The sequence below is a fragment of the Micromonospora sp. NPDC000316 genome (genome assembly GCF_042898885.1).
Taxonomy (GTDB): Bacteria; Actinomycetota; Actinomycetes; order Mycobacteriales; family Micromonosporaceae; genus Micromonospora.
On the sequence record NZ_JBIAZG010000006.1, the window covers coordinates 147,599 to 164,093 of the forward strand.

At 72.6% G+C, this 16,495-nt stretch carries 17 protein-coding genes; 9 read left to right on the forward strand and 8 right to left on the reverse strand.

Annotation, left to right across the window (positions count from 1 at the left end; translation table 11 throughout):
* Positions 1-157: 157 nt before the first annotated feature.
* From ACFY2Q_RS15535 to ACFY2Q_RS15545, 3 genes are all read right to left on the reverse strand, one after another.
* Entirely contained in the window at positions 158-775 is a 618-nt protein-coding gene (locus ACFY2Q_RS15535; protein WP_387130635.1) for an alpha/beta family hydrolase, read from the reverse strand.
* Positions 776-829: 54 nt separating this feature from the next.
* Positions 830-1,222: a WhiB family transcriptional regulator gene (locus tag ACFY2Q_RS15540; protein WP_387130638.1), complete on the reverse strand. Its 393-nt coding sequence runs from the start codon at positions 1,220-1,222 to the stop codon at positions 830-832.
* Between the two features lie 197 nt (positions 1,223-1,419).
* Positions 1,420-2,130, reverse strand: coding sequence for an SOS response-associated peptidase (locus ACFY2Q_RS15545; RefSeq protein WP_387130640.1), 711 nt, complete (start codon positions 2,128-2,130; stop codon positions 1,420-1,422).
* Between the two features lie 102 nt (positions 2,131-2,232).
* On the opposite strand from ACFY2Q_RS15545, the gene aroA reads away from it, so the two are divergent.
* The 4 genes from aroA (at position 2,233) to ACFY2Q_RS15565 (ending at position 6,490) form a co-directional block, all read left to right on the forward strand.
* Positions 2,233-3,534 carry a 3-phosphoshikimate 1-carboxyvinyltransferase gene (aroA, locus tag ACFY2Q_RS15550; RefSeq protein ID WP_387130641.1) on the forward strand — a complete coding sequence of 434 codons (1,302 nt, stop codon included), beginning with the start codon at positions 2,233-2,235 and terminating at the stop codon, positions 3,532-3,534.
* 121 nt (positions 3,535-3,655) lie between these two features.
* Positions 3,656-4,666, forward strand: coding sequence for a ribosome small subunit-dependent GTPase A (gene rsgA / locus ACFY2Q_RS15555; RefSeq protein ID WP_387130643.1), 1,011 nt, complete (start codon positions 3,656-3,658; stop codon positions 4,664-4,666).
* Between the two features lie 28 nt (positions 4,667-4,694).
* Positions 4,695-5,513, forward strand: coding sequence for a histidinol-phosphatase (gene hisN / locus ACFY2Q_RS15560; protein ID WP_387130644.1), 819 nt, complete (start codon positions 4,695-4,697; stop codon positions 5,511-5,513).
* A gap of 59 nt (positions 5,514-5,572) precedes the next feature.
* On the forward strand, positions 5,573-6,490 hold the full coding sequence (locus ACFY2Q_RS15565; protein ID WP_387130939.1) for a hypothetical protein: 918 nt from the start codon (positions 5,573-5,575) through the stop codon (positions 6,488-6,490).
* Here ACFY2Q_RS15565 and ACFY2Q_RS15570 read toward each other — a convergent pair.
* Positions 6,448-7,647, reverse strand: a complete 1,200-nt coding sequence (locus ACFY2Q_RS15570; protein WP_387130645.1) for a glycosyltransferase — start codon at positions 7,645-7,647, stop codon at positions 6,448-6,450. The two genes, ACFY2Q_RS15565 and ACFY2Q_RS15570, sit on opposite strands and share 43 nt — an antisense overlap.
* 227 nt (positions 7,648-7,874) lie before the next feature.
* Between ACFY2Q_RS15570 and ACFY2Q_RS15575 the strand changes: the two genes are divergently transcribed.
* The 3 genes from ACFY2Q_RS15575 to ACFY2Q_RS15585 all read left to right on the forward strand — a co-directional run bounded on the left by ACFY2Q_RS15575 (position 7,875) and on the right by ACFY2Q_RS15585 (position 10,343).
* The gene (locus ACFY2Q_RS15575; protein ID WP_387130647.1) at positions 7,875-8,873 is read left to right on the forward strand and encodes an SDR family oxidoreductase; all 999 of its coding nucleotides are present in this window, start codon (positions 7,875-7,877) and stop codon (positions 8,871-8,873) included.
* On the forward strand, positions 8,873-9,682 hold the full coding sequence (locus ACFY2Q_RS15580) for an ATP-binding protein (RefSeq protein WP_387130649.1): 810 nt from the start codon (positions 8,873-8,875) through the stop codon (positions 9,680-9,682). Before ACFY2Q_RS15575 ends, ACFY2Q_RS15580 begins: the two co-directional genes overlap by 1 nt.
* A gap of 88 nt (positions 9,683-9,770) precedes the next feature.
* Positions 9,771-10,343 (forward strand): DUF5709 domain-containing protein, encoded by a 573-nt coding sequence (locus tag ACFY2Q_RS15585; protein WP_357486472.1) that lies wholly within the window; start codon positions 9,771-9,773, stop codon positions 10,341-10,343.
* A gap of 6 nt (positions 10,344-10,349) precedes the next feature.
* Here ACFY2Q_RS15585 and ACFY2Q_RS15590 read toward each other — a convergent pair whose 3' ends face one another.
* Together ACFY2Q_RS15590 and macS are read right to left on the reverse strand one after the other, a co-directional pair.
* Positions 10,350-11,003: a response regulator gene (locus tag ACFY2Q_RS15590; protein WP_387130940.1), complete on the reverse strand. Its 654-nt coding sequence runs from the start codon at positions 11,001-11,003 to the stop codon at positions 10,350-10,352.
* 14 nt (positions 11,004-11,017) lie between these two features.
* Positions 11,018-12,151, reverse strand: a complete 1,134-nt coding sequence (gene macS / locus ACFY2Q_RS15595) for a MacS family sensor histidine kinase (protein ID WP_387130651.1) — start codon at positions 12,149-12,151, stop codon at positions 11,018-11,020.
* A 120-nt stretch (positions 12,152-12,271) separates the two neighbouring features.
* Between macS and ACFY2Q_RS15600 the strand changes: the two genes are divergently transcribed.
* Positions 12,272-12,727, forward strand: a complete 456-nt coding sequence (locus ACFY2Q_RS15600) for an ATP-binding protein (RefSeq protein WP_387130654.1) — start codon at positions 12,272-12,274, stop codon at positions 12,725-12,727.
* A gap of 236 nt (positions 12,728-12,963) precedes the next feature.
* Here ACFY2Q_RS15600 and ACFY2Q_RS15605 read toward each other — a convergent pair whose 3' ends face one another.
* Positions 12,964-13,902 (reverse strand): ribose-phosphate diphosphokinase, encoded by a 939-nt coding sequence (locus tag ACFY2Q_RS15605; protein ID WP_387130655.1) that lies wholly within the window; start codon positions 13,900-13,902, stop codon positions 12,964-12,966.
* 77 nt (positions 13,903-13,979) lie between these two features.
* Here ACFY2Q_RS15605 and glpK point away from each other — a divergent pair, with 77 nt between their 5' ends.
* Positions 13,980-15,464 carry a glycerol kinase GlpK gene (gene glpK / locus ACFY2Q_RS15610; protein WP_387130656.1) on the forward strand — a complete coding sequence of 495 codons (1,485 nt, stop codon included), beginning with the start codon at positions 13,980-13,982 and terminating at the stop codon, positions 15,462-15,464.
* 169 nt (positions 15,465-15,633) lie between these two features.
* Here the strand turns inward: glpK and ACFY2Q_RS15615 are convergent, their stop codons facing one another.
* A complete protein-coding gene (locus ACFY2Q_RS15615) occupies positions 15,634-16,467 on the reverse strand; it encodes a phosphoribosylaminoimidazolesuccinocarboxamide synthase (protein ID WP_387130658.1) in 834 nt (277 codons plus the stop codon).
* Positions 16,468-16,495: the final 28 nt, after the last annotated feature.

Consider the following 16,495-nt stretch of genomic DNA (forward strand, 5'->3'; position numbering starts at 1 on the left):
CGGCGACGGCCGGCGCTGGGACCAGGAAGGGCCTGGGAGGACTGGTGTCACCCGCCCGAACCGGGCCGGCGGCACCATCGGATGCAACGAATCGCGCCCGGCACCGGACACGGCCGATGCAGCCGGCTGGCACAGCCGGCCCGCACAGCCGGCCGGCTCAGTCGGCCGTCCAGCCGTGTGCGCGCAGCCAGTCCCGCACCACGACAGCGGTGCCGCCCGGGTCCCGCCGCAGGTCGTGTGTCTCACCCGGCCGGGTCACCACCTGCACGGCGGGCCCCGGCTCCGGCACCCCGAACGGGTCCCGGTCGCCGTTGACCACAAGCGTCGGCAGCCCGGTGGCCAGTTCGGCGGCCCGAGAGCGTTCCGGTCGGCCGGGCGGGTGCAGCGGGAAGGCCAGCGCGAGTACGCCGGCCGCGCCCACCGCACGAGCCGTTCGACAGGCCACCCGAGCGCCACTGGACCGACCGCCGACAAGCAGCGTCGGCACGTCGGCGTGCCGATCGCGCAGCGCGGCGAGCACCGCCGTCCACCCCTCGTCGAGGTGCCCGGCGGGGGCCGGCGCACGCCGACCGCCGACCCGGTAGGGCTGGGTCACCCGAACCACCGCCAGACCGGCCGCGACCGCCGCGTCCCGAACCGCGAGCAGATCGGGCGCGTCCACGCTGCCGCCCGCGCCGTGCCCGAGCACCAGCAGGGCAGCAGCCAGCCCGGCCGGCAGGTCGGTGTCGATTCGCGCCGGACCGCGCGGGGTGTTGATCTCTTCGTTGGGCAGCACCGACCCATTCTGCGCCGCCCCGGCCAGTCACCGGGATCGGTTCGTTCCGGTGGGTCAGCTCAGCGGCACCAGGGTTAGCAGACGGTCCCGCACTGGCGGACCGGCGTCGTCGAAGGCGGCCGGATCCGGCTCGACCTCGCCCCGCCAGGCGACAAGCATCGCCCGCCGTTCGCGGGGCGTGGTGGCACCCCAGACTCCGTGGCAGTCACCCACCTCCAGTGCCCACGCCAGGCAGGACCCCTGCACATCGCAGCTACGACAGAGTGCGACGGCGGCGTCCGCCGGCTCGTTTGGCGCCGGAAAGAACGTCTCCGGATCCACACTCTGGCATGTCCCTCTGGTGCGCCACGCTTCGTCTTGTCGTCGTTCCCGCAAGGCCCGCAGCAGTCGCGGATCCTGTCGCGCCGCGGCCACCTCATGCGGGCGTGGCATACGCGCCCGTGTCATTCCACCCACCTCCCCCGTGGGACCGGCAAGATCGGTGGATGTCGTCCGCCCCGTGCGAATCGACAGCCACTACCGGCGCTGTGTTGTATCGCACTTTTGGACACCGGGACAAGTAGATGCCGGGAACCTGACTGAACAAACAGGTAACGAACTGCTCGGTAACCTGCGAAATCGTCACCCGACGATATGGGCCGGCCTCAGAACAGCGTCAGCTCCTGCGGCGTGATCGTCGAGGCGACAGGCACCCGGGCCGTCAACCCGGGCCCGTCGTTGCGGACGTCACCCACCGCCGGCCCGACCGGACGGATCTCCAGCCCGGCCAGCAGGTCGGCCGACGGCGGAGCGAGCAGCCGCTCCGGCTCGTCGCTCGACGCCAGCCACGACGACCATTGCCCGGGCGGCAGCAGCACCGGCATCCGGTCGTGCACCTCGGCCAACTCGCCGAGCGCCGCGGTGGTCAGCACGCTGAAGGTGAGCCGGGAATCGGCCCCGGACTCCCACACCGACCAGATGCCGGCCAGGGCGAGCACCGAGCCGTCGGCGGGGGTCATGTAATACGCCTGGCGCCCGCCCTCGGGCAGCCGGACCCACTCGTACCAGCCATCGGCCGGGACCAGGCAGCGGCGGCGGGCGAACGCCCGAGCGTAAGCCCGGCTGCTCGCCACCGTCTCGGCCCGCGCGTTGATCATGCGGGCCGCGCCGGCCGCGGACCGGGACCAGTGCGGCAGAAAACCCCAGCGGCCCACGCAGAGGCTGCGGTGCCCTTCGGCGGTCATCCGGACCAGCGGGACCGGATCGGTGGGCGCGACATTGTGATCCGGCCGGACCCGGCCGTCGGTGTCGTCGGACGACTCGAACAACGCGCTCAGCTCACCGGAGCCACGGGTCGTCGCGTACCTGCCGCACATGCGCCAAACGCTAGCCTGTCGATGGCCCGCCGGCTGTCCCGCCAACCGGGAGTTCGACAACCGGTCGGTGCCGTCGACCGGCAGACACGGCAGAATGTGACCGTGGGGAACCTGAGAGCGACCCGGCCACCGCAGCCGTGGAGCGCACCGACCGCGTCCGACCCGGTGGCGGCCACGCTGCGCCTACCTGGCTCCAAGTCGCTCACCGCGCGTGCCCTGGTGCTCAGCGCGCTGGCCGCCGGCCCATCGACGTTGGCCGGGCCGCTGCGCGCCCGGGACACCGAGTTGATGGCGGCCGGCCTGCGCGCCATGGGCACGTACGTGTCGATGAGCGACGACGAGCGCTGGCTGGTCCGGCCGCACCCGCTGACCGGGCCGGCGCACGTGGATGTGGGGCTGGCCGGCACGGTGATGCGCTTCGTGCCGCCGGTGGCGGGGCTGGCCGACGGGCAGGTCACCTTCGACGGTGACCCGCATGCCCGCACCCGGCCGCTCGGTCCGCTGATCGAGGCGCTGCGCTCGCTTGGTGTCCGGATCGACGTCACCGGCACGGGCAGCCTGCCGCTCACCGTGCAGGGCACCGGTGGTGTCACCGGCGGCGAGGTGGTGATCGACGCGTCCGCGTCCAGCCAGTTGGTCTCCGGTCTGCTGCTGGCCGCCCCCCGCTTCGACAGGGGCCTCGTGGTGCGCCACGTCGGCCCGCCCGTGCCCTCCGCGCCGCACCTGCGGATGACTGTGCAGATGCTGCGAGCCGCCGGCGCGGCCGTCGACGACACCACACCCGACGTGTGGACCGTCGAGCCCGGCCCGCTCGCCGGGCGCGGCTGGGAGATCGAGCCAGACCTCTCCGGCGCGGTGCCGTTCTTCGCCGCCGCCCTGGTCACCGGCGGCGAGGTCACCCTCCAGGGTTGGCCGCACAACAGCGCTCAGCCGCTCGAGCAGCTCCGCTCGCTGCTGCACCGGATGGGCGGCGAGGTCATCCTCAGCACCAACGGGCTTACCGTCCGGGGCACAGGGGTGGTGCACGGCCTGAACGCCGACCTGTCCGACGTCAGCGAGCTGACCCCGGTGCTTACCGCGCTGGCCATGCTCGCCGACTCGCCGTCGGTCTTCACGGGCGTCGGGCACATCCGCGGCCACGAAACCGACCGCCTCGCCGCGCTGGCGCAGGAGTTCGCCGCGCTCGGCGCGGACGTCACCGAGGCACCGGACGGGCTGGCGATCCGGCCCCGGCCGCTGCGCGGCGGCGTCTTCCACACCTACCAGGACCACCGGATGGCGCACGCCGCCGCGGTGGCCGGTCTCGCCGTGCCGGGCATCGAGGTCGACGACGTCGGGTGTACCTCCAAGACCATGCCGGAGTTCCCGGCACTATGGTCAGCGATGGTGACCGGCAAGAACTGAGGCGAGAAGAGGACACGTCCTGGCGACCAAACGGCGGGAGTACGACGAGGACGACGTACGGGTGCGGCCCGGGAAGTCGTCGCGTCCGCGTACGCGCACCCGACCTCAGCACGCCGACGCCGTGGACGGCTTCGTGATCGCCGTCGACAGGGGTCGCTACACCTGTGTGCTGGCCGGCGCCGAGCACGGCGTGGCCGGTGCCGAGCTGCCCACGATCACCGCGATGCGGGCCCGTGAGCTGGGCCGCAAGTCGGTGGTGGTGGGCGACCGGGTCAGCCTGGTCGGCGACACCTCCGGCGCAGAGGGCGCTCTCGCCCGGATCGTCCGGATCGCCGAGCGTCGCTCGGTGCTGCGTCGCACCGCCGACGACGACGAGACCACCGCCGAGGGCCGGCTGGAACGGGTAGTGGTCGCCAACGCCGACCAACTGGTGATCGTCAGCGCGTTGGCCGACCCGCCGCCGCGTACCGGGTTCATCGACCGTTGCCTGGTAGCCGCGTACGACGCGGACGTCGAGCCGCTGCTCTGCCTCACCAAGGCCGACCTGGCCGGGCCGGAGGAGGTGCTGGGCTACTACGCCGAGCTGGAGCTGCCGTACGTGCTGAACCGCCCCGACGCCGACCTGGCCGCGCTGCGCGCCCTGCTCAGCGGCCGGGTGTCGGTGCTGGTCGGGCACTCCGGGGTGGGCAAATCGACACTCGTCAACCGCCTCGTCCCGGACGCCGCCCGCGCGGTCGGGGTGGTCAGCGCGATCGGTCGCGGCCGGCACACCTCCACGAGCGCTGTGGCGCTGCGGCTGCCACCGGTGCCGGGCGTCGACTCCGACCCGGGCTGGATCATCGACACCCCCGGCATCCGCAGCTTCGGGTTGGCGCACGTCTCCGCCGACAGCCTGCTGCACGGCTTCCCCGACCTGGTCGAGGGCACGGTCGACTGCCCACCGAACTGCCCCCACACGGCCGACGAGGCCGAGTGTGGGCTGGACGCCTGGGTGTCCGCCGGCAAGGCCGACGCGCGCCGGCTGGCCTCGTACCGCCGGTTGCTCGCCTCCCGGGCCGGCGATGGCGACTCGCGCGGCGACGCCGACCAGCGCGGGCCCGGCGAGGGCGACCGACGCGGGCCGGACGAGTGAGCCGCCGGGCATCGGCTAGGTTGCCGGAATGACCGGGTACGCCGACGACCTCGACCTCGCCCACCTGCTCGCCGACCGGGCCGATGCCGTCGCCACGGCCCGGTTCCGCGCGCTCGACCTCCGGGTGGAGGCCAAGCCGGACCTCACGCCGGTCTCCGACGCGGACACCGCCGTGGAGCGGGAGATCCGCGCGCTGCTGGCCGAGCACCGGCCGGGCGACGGACTGCTCGGCGAGGAGTACGGCGCGACGCCGGCCGCCGATGCGGACGGTCGCCGGTGGATCGTCGACCCGATCGACGGCACCAAGAACTTCGTCCGCGGCGTGCCGGTGTGGGCCACCCTGATCGCGCTCTACGACGGCGACCGGCCGGCGGTCGGTGTGGTGTCCGCCCCGGCGCTGGGCCGGCGCTGGTGGGCGAGCGCGGGCGGGGGCGCGTACGCCGGGCCGGGCCCCGCCGCCGGCGAGCGGATCAGCGTCTCGGCGGTCCAGCGGATCGCCGACGCCAGCTTCTGCTACTCGTCCCTTACCGGGTGGGAGCGCGCCGGGCGGCTCGACGCGATGCTCGACGTGATGCGGGCCAGTTGGCGCAGCCGGGCGTACGGCGACTTCTACGGCTACATGCTGCTGGCCGAGGGTGCGCTGGACGTGATGGTGGAGCCGGAACTGTCCTTGTGGGACGTGGCGGCGCTGGTGCCGATCGTCACCGAGGCGGGTGGCACGATCACGGATCTGGCAGGTCGACAGGCCCCGGCCGGCGCGCCCGGCACCGAGAGCAGCGTGGTAGCCACAAACGGTGTGCTGCACGCCGACATCCTCGCCCGGCTGGATCGACCAGCCGAGCGCTGACACTCGGCAACCTCTATCCTCGCCAAGTGGTCTCCTCCGGCTGGTGTTTTCTCGCGGCGATGATCGTCGCGTACGGCTTCGCCAACCTTCTCCAGTCGGTGGCTGCGGCCCGCACAACGGTCCATCACACATTCGATCCGGGCCTGCTGTTGCGCCTGGCCGGGCACCGGACGTACCTGGTCGGCCTGGTCTTCCAGATCGGCGGTTTCGTGCTCGCGTTCCTGGCCCGGCGGGACCTGCCGCTGTTCCTGGTGCAGGCGAGCGTGGCCGCCGGGCTCGGGGTGACAGCCATCCTCGGGGTGCTGGTGCTGAAGTGGCGACTGCCCGCGGCGGAGGTGGTGCTGCTGGCGCTGCTCTTCGCGGGGATCACCGCGCTTGTGCTGTCGGCAAGGCCGGCGCCGTCGCGGCAACTCGGCACCGCTGGCTCGATCGCCCTGCTCGTGGCGCTCGGCGTCATCGCGGTGCTCGGCTTCTTCGCCGTCCGGCTGCACGGTGCGCCTGGTTCGGTGGCCCTCGGCTCACTGGCCGGGCTGGCGTTCAGCTCGGCTGCTGTCGCCGCTCGGCCACTGGCGTCCGCGCCGTCCGCCGAGGCGTTCCTCGCCGACCCGCTGCTCTATCTGTTGATCGCACACTCGATCGTCGGCCAACTGCTGCTCGGCCTGGCCATGCAGCGCGGCTCGACGACGGCCGCGGTCGCCGCCATGGACGCCGCCGGTGCGGTGCCCGCGGCGATCGTCGGCCTGCTGCTGCTCAACGACAAGATCTGGCCGGGGCGGGAGTGGCTTGCCGCCGTCGGATTCCTTGTCACCCTGGCCTCCGTGATCGGCCTGACCCGGTACGCCGAGCCCCAGCAGCACCGCCCGGTAAACGCACCGCGGCGACTCGGCGGGCGTCAGCCGGCCCGGCTGACGCCCGGGGTAGCGGCACCGACCGCTCAGGCCTCGACGGGCTTGCGGCGGCTGACCACCCGCTCGTAGAGGCGCTCCAACGCACCGGCGGTGCGCTCCCACGTGTAGCTGCTGCGGACCCGGTCCACGGCGGCGTGGCCGTACGCGAACCTGCCGGCGTTGTCGGTGAGCAGCCGACGCAGGGAGACGCCGAGCGTGCGCACGTCACCGGGGGGCACCAGGCGACCGGTGACCTCGTCGACGACGGCGTCCGCCAGACCGCCCATCGCGTAACCGACCACAGGCACGCCGCAGGCCATCGCCTCCAGCGAGACCCGCCCGGCGGAGGAGTAGTGCGGCGTGCAGGCCACCACGTCCGCCGACCGGTACCAGGTGGCCATCTGGTCGTGCGGCACCGCCCCGACCAGGCGCACCTGGTCCGCAAGCCCGGCCATCTCGGCCAGCTCGCGCAGCCGACGCGCCTCCGCGTGGTTGGCCAGTTGACTGGCCGGCGGCCCACCGGCGATCACCAGCTCCGCGTCGCCGACGAGGCGCATCGCCCGGATCAGGTCGTCCTGACCGTGGCCCGGGGAGAGCCCACCGACGGAGAGGATCCGCGCCCGCTGCTCGCGCGGCGCCGCCTCACCGTCCGGGTGGAACTGCTCGGTGTCCATTCCGGCCGGCACCATCGCCACCGAGCTGCGTTGCAGACCCATCCGGGTCAGCTCGTCCACCTCGTCGTTGCTCTGGGCGACAGCGATGTCCACCGCGCGGGTCAGCGCACGCTCCAGCGGAATCCGCTGCCCCGGCCCGTCGTACAGGCCGCCCAGGTGACGCAGTTGCTCGACGCCGAGTGAGTGGAACGTCTGCACCACCGGAATGTCGGTCTCCCGGACGGCGTGCGCGGCGGCCAGGCCGCCGATCCAGTAGTGCCCGTGCACCACCTCGGGCCGCCAGGCGCCGCCCCACTCGTCGGCCAGCCAGCGCCCGAACTCCGTCACGTGCGGAATCAACTCGGCGGTGGCCAGCGGGGTGGGCGGGCCGGAAGGCACCCGGTGCACCCGGTAGCCGTCGACGTCCGCCGTCACCGGCAGCCCTGGGTCGTCCCGGCGTTCGTAGATCCGGACATCGTGGCCGCGGCCGGCCAACTCGGCAGCGACCCGCGCGATGTGCTGTTGGGTGCCGACCGGCGGGCCGTCGGCGTGCCGGTACGAACTGCTGTGCGCGCAGACGAGGCCGACGCGCATGGGTCACCTCCCTGCGATCTTCTCCTCGGCGGTCCGGTCAGAGCGTCCCATTAACCTGGGGGCCGGGAGCCGAAACCTGGCAGATCGGGAAGCACCGCACCCACGCGTGCCGAAACTCGTGCCACGGCAACCACAACAGCCCGCCGCGGCCCCACCAGATCCCGCTCCCCCGATGATCGTCCGCAGGCCGGTGGTATGCCTGGCCCGGCCTGGGGTACCGATCAGGAATGCCGCTGACCCGCAGCCTCGACGACTCGACCGTGGTGATCACGGGTGCCTCCAGCGGGATCGGCGCCGCCACCGCGTACGCGCTGGCCCGTCGGAAGGCCGCCGTCGTGCTCGCCGCACGCAGTGAGCCGGCCCTGCGACAGGTGGCGCAGCGCTGTCGGGAGCTGGGCGGTCGGGCGTTGGCGGTGCCGACCGACGTCACCGATCTGGAGTCGGTGCAACTGCTTGCCGACCGGGCGGTGGCCGAGTTCGGGCGCATCGACGCCTGGGTGAATAACGCCGCGGTGAGCGCGGTGGGCCTGTTCGACGAGATCCCGGTCGCCGAGTTCCGTCGGGTGCTGGAGGTCAACCTGCTCGGTACGGTGCACGGCATCAAGGCCGCGCTGCCGTACCTCGGCGCGGCCGGCGGTGGGGTGGTTGTCAACAACGCCTCCGTGCTGGCCGAGGTGGCCATGCCGTACCAGTCGGCGTACAACGCCTCCAAGCACGGCATCCGAGGGCTCTCCGACACCGTCCGGCAGGAACTGCGGGTCACCGGCCGGGGTCAGATCTCCGTCTGCACTGTTCTGCCGGCCACCATCGACACCCCGTTCTTCCGGCACGCGGCCAACCACAGCGGCCGGGAGTTGCTACCGCCCCCGCCGGTCTACCCGCCGGAAGTCGTCGCCGAGACCATCGTGCGGCTGCTGCGCCGCCCGCGCCGCGAGGCGTACGCCGGCGGTGCCGCCCGGTTGTTCGGCCTTCAGTGGCGGCTGGCGCCGGCGCTCGTGGAGCGCACCCTCGGCTGGTACGCCCAGCGCACCCAGTTCGGCCCGGGCGCCCGGCTGGACAGCAGCGGCAACGTGTTCCACGCCGACGCGCAGGCCAGCCGCGACGGTGGCTGGCACGGCCGGCGGCGGCACCTGGTGCGGATGACTGCGGCGTTCGGCCTCGCCGCGGCCGGCACGGCTGTCGGCACGATAGCGGCGAAGAACCGCCGCTCCCGGTTGGATCGCTGATGGCGTCCATCGACCGGCCGGACGCACCGCGCCTCGACGTTCCGCGCGCCGACGCCGCGCCGCCCACCGTCGGGCGCTGCCGGGTGGAGGTCGACGAGTCGTCGGCGGTGGTCCGGTTGACAGGCGTACTCGACCCCGACGCCGCCGCGACGATCCGCGACGCGTTGCTCGCGCGGCTCTGCGACCGACCCGGCCCGGTGGTCGTCGACGTGACAGGGCTGCGGGTCGACCAACCTCCCGGTCGGGGTGTCTTCGCCCAGGTCCGCCGGGAGGCCGCCGACTGGCCCGCCGCGGACCTGTTGCTCTGCGACCCCACCGTCTCCGGGCCCGGTCGTGCCGACGCCGCGTTGGCAGGCGTCCCGGCCTGGCCCACCCTGGACGGCGCGCTGGCCGCCCTCGCCGCGATGCCGCTGGCGGCGGTGCTTACCGTCGAACTGACCCCCACCGTGGAAGCCGCCCGGCTGGCCCGCGAGTTGGTCGCCACCGGCTGCCGCCGTTGGGGCATGCCGACGCTCACCGAACCGGCGCAGATCGCGGTCACCGAGATGGTCAACAACGTGGTGGCGCACGCCCGGACGGTGATGACCGTCCGGCTGGCACCGCAGGGCAGCACCCTGCAACTGTCGGTCCGTGACCACTCCCCGCGGCGGCCATCGTTCGCCGGCCTGTCCCCGCCCACGCGTGCCGGAGGTCGGGGCCTCCTGTTGATCGACACGATGGCCCGTCGCTGGGGCACCAGCGTGGTGCCGGACGGCAAGGTCATCTGGTGCGTGCTGCACCCGGACGACGAAGCTGCGGCGCTCGGCTGACGGCGATTCCGCCCCCACTGGCCGGTTCACTCCCGCATGACCTCCGGTGCTCCGGTTACGGCGGGAGGGCAGCGGGTAGTGATCAGGCATGCGCGACAACGAGTACCCGACCCCCGTGTCCGACACCGAGGCGGAGGGGCTGCCCGACACCGCCGACGACGACTCGACCGCCAACGACGACGTGCTGACCGGGCGCGAGGCGGACGGCCCGGAGCCGGCCCAGATTCCCGGCGACCGAACCCCGGTGGCGGTGGACCGCTTCGGAACCACCGCCGAGGAGCAGCTCGACGGCGAGTCGCTGGACTACAAGCTCCAGCGGGAGAGCTTCGAGCGCCCGGTGGACGACCCGCTGGCCGGCCCGGTCGACCCGAAGATCGCCTTCGAGGCGGACAACGAGGCGGCCGCCGCGGAGGCCCAACTGGACGCCGACGTGATGGACCCGGGGCCTACCTCGGACCCAAACTCGCCGGTCTCCCTCTACGACCACGGCCAACTCGGCACTGTCGCCGACGCCACCGTGGGTCGTCTGGTGCAACCGGACGAGGGGGCGCACACCAACCAGGAGACCGACTCCGTGGCGTACGACGCCGGATCGGCCGGCGGCGGTGCGACGGCCGAGGAGCTGGCCATCCACGAGACGGAGCCGCCGCGTTCGGTCTGAGAGGGCTCAGCCGTCCAGGCCCCGCTCGATGGCATAGCGGGTCAGCTCCACCCGGTTGTGCAGTTGCAGCTTGCCCAGCGTGTTCTGCACGTGGTTCTGCACCGTGCGGTGGGACAGGCCGAGCCGCTGCGCGATCTGCTTGTACGACATCCCCTTTGCCACCAGGCGCAGCACCTCCGTCTCCCGGTCGGTGAGCCGGGGCGCGCCGGGCTCCGCGCCACCGGCCGGCCCGGCCCCCGGCCCCGGCACGGCGGCCAGCCGGCGGTACTCCCCCAGGACCAGCCCGGCCAGGCCAGGTGTGAAGACCGGGTCTCCGGCGGCGGTTCGGCGCACCGCTTCGAGGAAATCGGCGGGCGCCGTCGACTTCACCAGGTAGCCGGTGGCCCCCGCCTTGACGGCGTCGAGCACGCTCTGCTCCTCGCCGCTGGCGCTGAGCATCAGCACCCGCACCTCGGGGAGCGCGGCGCGCAGCCCGAGGACCACATCGACACCGGAGATGTCAGGTAGTTGCAGGTCGAGGACGACCACGTCGGGCCGGGCAGCGGCGGCGACCCGGATCGCCTGCCGCCCCTCGCCGCTGGTGGCCACCACCAGGAAACCAGCCTCGGTGAGATCCCGGGCCACCCCTTCGCGCCACATCGGATGGTCGTCGACGACCATCACCCGCAAGGCCGTCACCGTCGGGCCCTCGGCACGGTCAGCTCGATCTCGGTGCCCGCCTCGGGTGCCGACATGATCCGCACCGTCCCGCCCAGGTCGGCCACCCGACCCTGGATCGACTGGGTCACCCCGAGCCGTCCCTGGTCGGCGGCCTCGGCCAGTCGGCCGTCCGGAATGCCCGGCCCCTCGTCACGGATCGACACGGTCACGGTGTCCCCCTCGTCCTCGATCAGCACCCAGGCCCGCCCGCCCGCGTGACGTCCCACGTTGTCCAGGGCCGCGCTTGTCGCGGCGGCCAACTCCCCGGCCACCTGCCGGGGCAGCGGCACCGCGCTGGCGGGCGCGGACAGCGACACCGCCGTCGAGGCGTACCGGCTGAGCAGGGCACGCAGGTCCACCGCGTCGGCGTCGTCCAGCCGGCCGGCACCCACAGGGGTGGTGCCGGAGATCAGGGCGCGCAGCGCGGCCTCCTGCTCGCCGGCCAGCCGGGCCAGGTCGCCGGCCTCGCCGGGCAGGTCCGCGCCGCGCCGCTGCACAAGCGCCAGCACCTGGAGCACCGAGTCGTGGATGCCCCGGGCCAGCCGTTCCCGCTCCCGCGTGGCCGCCTCCAACTCCACCGCGCGTTGCAGCCGCTCCTCGGCGGCCACGGCGAGGCGAGCCACGTGCCCGACCACCACACCGGCGAGCAGCATCAGGATCACCCCGGTGAACGAGGACTGGCTGATCCGCTCGCGGGTGGCAAGGTCCGCGCCGGCGACGAGCAGCGCGGCCACCGTGCCCCACCGCCGGCCACCGGAGACAGCCCAGGCCAGCACCGGGCCGGCCATCCAGGCCACCCCCAGAGTGGGTACGCCGTTGCCGAGCGCCTCCCGCCCGACGACCCAGGGGGTGGACAGCACGATCGCGATGACCACACCGAGATCGGCCAGCAGCAGCGGCCAACGACGCCAGGCCGGTCGGGCGTACGCGACGATTGTCGCCCCGGTCCACGCGATCATCAGCAGGAGCAGGGCACCGACCGCGAACGGGTGGGCGTACCTGTCGACGTCACGAACCGCGAGCACGCAGACGTACGCCAGGGACGCCAGCCGGAACACCGTGAGCGCCCGCCAGAACGGCACCTCGAACTCACTCGGCGGCGACGGCATGGCGGTCAGGATGCCACAGCCGCGCGAGCGGCGTGAGAGGCACAGAGTGCGATCCGAGAAACCCTGACGTACGGTTGAAAAGCCGCGAAACACTCCGGGATCCGCCGTCGGGACGGGGCCATGATGAACGCAGATCCGCACGCACCGCGTACGGTTGTGCCCATCGACCCTGCCCTCCTGATCACCGAGGCCTTCGACCAGGCCCAGGTGACCGAGATTCGACACTCGGTCACCTCCTGTGCGCACGCCGCCGGCCTCGCCGGTCAGCGGCTTGACGACTTCGTGCTCGCGATCAACGAGTTGATTACCAACGCGGTGCGACACGGCGGCGGGCGCGGCTGGCTGCGACTCTGGAGCGAGTCGGGCTCACTGGTCTGCGAGGTCACCGACCGAGGGCGCGGGATCAGCCCGCAGAGACTCGGCGACCGCAGCCGACCGGCCCCCGACACCGCCGGCGGCTGGGGCCTCTGGCTGGCCCGCGAACTGACCGACGCCATGGAGGTCGTGACAAGCGCCGCCGGCACCACGGTCCGCGTAACAACCGCCGTCACCACCAACAACCACACCCCCCGCTAACAGCCCCACCAGTCCCCGCGCCCCGGCCCGGCCTTTCCGGCCCCCGCGCCCCGGCCCGGCCCTCCCCGCGCCCCGCCCCGGCCCAGCCCGGCCCCCGCGATCTTGCACTTTCTGTCCCGGCGAAGCGCCCAAATCACCTCATTACGGCGACCGAAAGTGCAAGATCGCGGGGCAGGGAGGGCGGGGGGGCGAGGGCAGGGAGGGCGGGGGCGGGGGCAGGGCAGGGCGAGGGTGGGTTAGGCGAAGAGGGCCGAGACGGATTCGCCGTTGTGGATTCGGCGCATCGCCTCGGCCAGGGCGGGGGCCACCGAGAGGACCTGGAGTTTGGGGACCCGCTTGGCGGCCGGGATGGGGACGGTGTTGGTGCAGACGATCTCCAGTACGCCGTCCTGGTCGCTGAGCCGCCGCAACGCGTCACCGGAGAAGAGTCCGTGCGTGCAGGCGAGCCGGATCGAGCGCACCTTGAGGCCCCGCAGGTGCTCCATCAACTCGACGACAGTGCTGCCCTTGGCGATCTCGTCGTCCAGCACGATGACGTCCTTGTCGGCGACGTCACCGATCACCGCGCTGATCTTCACGAGGTCGTCGCTGAACCGCTGCTTCGCTCCGGCCGCGACTGGCGTGCCGAGCAGCCGGGCGAAGGCCGCCGCCTCCTTGGCGTTGCCCAGGTCGGGCGAGACCACAACTGTGTTGCTGAGGTCGTACCGCCGGAAGTGCTTGGCCAACTCGCGCAGCGCGTGCAGGTGGTCCACGGGGACGCTGAAGAAGCCGTGCACCTGCGGCGAGTGCAGGGTCATGGCGAGCACCCGGTCCGCGCCGGCCGAGGTGAGCAGGTCGGCGACGAGCCGGGCGCCGATGGAGATCCGCGGCGCGTCCTTCTTGTCCGAGCGGGCGTACGCGTAGTGCGGCAGCACCACCGTGATCCGACCGGCGGAGGCACCTCGCGCCGCGTCGATCATCAGCAGCAGCTCGACCAGGTTCTCCTGCACGGGCGGCACCAACGGCTGGATCAGGAAGACGTCCCGATCCCGGCAGTTGGCCTGCAACTGCACTTCCAGGCAGTCGTTGGCGAACCGGGAGACCCGCACCGGATGCAGCGGCACCCCCAGGTGGGAGCAGATCTCGGCGGCGAGTTCGGGATGGGCGGTTCCACTGAAAACTGCGATGTCACGCACGTTCGCACATCGTAGGCGACGTACAGGCCGACGTGACGCCTGTCGCACCGCGCCACCGCTTTGGGTACGGTGCTGCCGTGACCCCCCAGTACGTCGCCGCCATCGACCAGGGCACCACCTCCTCGCGGTGCATCGTCTTCGACGCCGCCGGTGAGATCGTCGCGGTGGCCCAGCGCGAGCACCGGCAGATCTTCCCCCGGCCCGGCTGGGTGGAGCACGACGCCGAGGAGATCTGGGACAACGTCGAGCGGGTGGTCTCGGAGGCACTGCGGGCCGCCGGCACCGACGCGGCCGGGCTGGCCGCCGTCGGCATCACCAACCAGCGGGAGACCACAGTCGTCTGGGACCGGGCCACCGGCCGCCCGGTGGCCAACGCCATCGTCTGGCAGGACACCCGCACCGGGCCGCTGCTGCGCGAGCTAGCTTCGGCGTACGGCGAGGAGCGGTTCCGATCTCGCACGGGTCTGCCGCTGGCCACCTACTTCGCCGGCCCGAAGCTGCGCTGGCTGCTCGACGAGGTCGAGGGCCTGCGCGAGCGCGCTGAGCGCGGCGAGGTGCTCTTCGGCACCATCGACAGCTGGTTGATCTGGAAGCTGACCGGCGAGCACGTCACCGACGTGACAAACGCCAGCCGGACGATGCTGATGGACCTCACGACGCTCGACTGGGACCCGGAGCTGCTGGACGCGATCGGTGTGCCGGCGGCGATGCTGCCGGAGATCCGCTGCTCCGCCGAGGTGTACGGCACGGCCACCGGCGTCCTGGCCGGGGTGCCGGTGGCCAGCGCCCTCGGCGACCAGCAGGCCGCGTTGTTCGGTCAGACGTGCTTCCAGCCGGGCGAGGCGAAGTGCACCTACGGCACCGGCAGCTTCCTGCTGCTCAACACCGGCGCCACAGCTGTCCCGTCGACGCACGGCCTGCTCACCACCGTCGCCTACCAGATCAAGGGCCAACCGCCGGCGTACGCCCTCGAAGGCGCCATCGCCGTCACCGGGTCGCTTGTGCAGTGGCTGCGGGACAACCTCGGTTTGATCTCCACAGCGGCAGAGGTGGAGGAGTTGGCCCGCACCGTCGACGACAACGGCGGCTGTTACGTGGTGCCGGCGTTCTCCGGACTGTTCGCTCCGCACTGGCGCAGCGACGCACGGGGCGTGATCGCCGGCCTGACCGGTTACATCACCAAGGGGCACCTGGCGCGGGCGGTGCTGGAGGCGTCGGCGTGGCAGACCCGCGAGGTGGTCGACGCGATGAACGCCGACTCAGACGTGGCGCTGCGCCGGCTCCGGGTCGACGGCGGGATGACCGCCAACGCCCTGCTCATGCAGTTCCTCGCCGACGTGCTCGACGTGCCGGTGGTCCGCTCCCGGATCACCGAGACGACATGCCTGGGCGCGGCGTACGCGGCGGGCCTGGCGGTCGGCTTCTGGCCCGACCTGGCCACGTTGCGCGCGCAGTGGCGCTCCGACGCGCAGTGGGAGTCGACGATGGCGGCGGAGCTACGCGACAGGGAGCTGCACAACTGGCGCAAGGCGGTGCAGCGCACCCTCGACTGGGTGGAGTGACGCAGGCCCGCTGCCGGACGCCCGACCGTCCCGGCCCAGCACCTACGTGCGCCTCCTTTGCTCTGCTTCAACGGACGCAACGGAAAGGTGCCGTGAGTGTTGCGCCGGTTGAAGCAGAGCAAAGGGCGCGCGCAGCACGGTGGTGACCCGGCGGATCGCTGGCGCCAGCTCAGCTCCAGCGGTTGCCGGTGAGCTTCTCGTACACCTCGATGTAGCGGGCGCGGGTCGCCTCGACGACCTCGGCGGGCACGTCCGGTGCCGGCGGCTGCTTGTTCCAGCCGCTGCCGGTGGCCCAGTCCCGCACGTACTGCTTGTCGTAGGAGAACTGCACACGACCCGGCTGGTACGACTCGGCCGGCCAGAACCGCGACGAGTCGGAGGTGAGCAGCTCGTCGGCGAGGACCAGCGTGCCGTCCGGTGCCCAACCCAGCTCGATCTTGGTGTCGGCGATCAGGATGCCCCGGTCGGCGGCCAGCTCGGCACCGCGCCGGTAGATGTCGATGGTGATCTGCCGCAGCCGCTCGGCGGTGTCCTCGCCGACCTTGTCCACGACGTCGGCGAACGTGATCGGCTCGTCGTGCTCGCCCGCCGGTGCCTTGCTCGACGGCGTGAAGATCGGTTCGGGCAGGATCGACGCCTCGCCGAGCCCTCGGGGCAGAGCCACGCCGGAGACCGCGCCGGTGGCCTCGTACTCCCGCAGGCCGCCGCCGGTCAGGTAGCCGCGGGCGACGCACTCCACCGGGACCATGTCCAACCGCTGGCAGCGGAGCGCCCGGCCGGCGAACTCCGCAGGCACGTCGGTGGCCGAGATGACGTGGTTCGGCACCAGGTCGGCGAGTTGCTCGAACCACCAGAGCGACAGCGCGGTGAGCAGGCGACCCTTGTCGGGGATCGGCGTCGGCAGCGCCACGTCGTAGATCGAGATGCGGTCCGAGGCGACCAGAATCAGGTCGTCGCCGTCGGCGTAGACGTCCCGGACCTTGCCTGAGTGCAGAAGTTCCACGCGCCCTAGTACACCACGCGCCACCGGC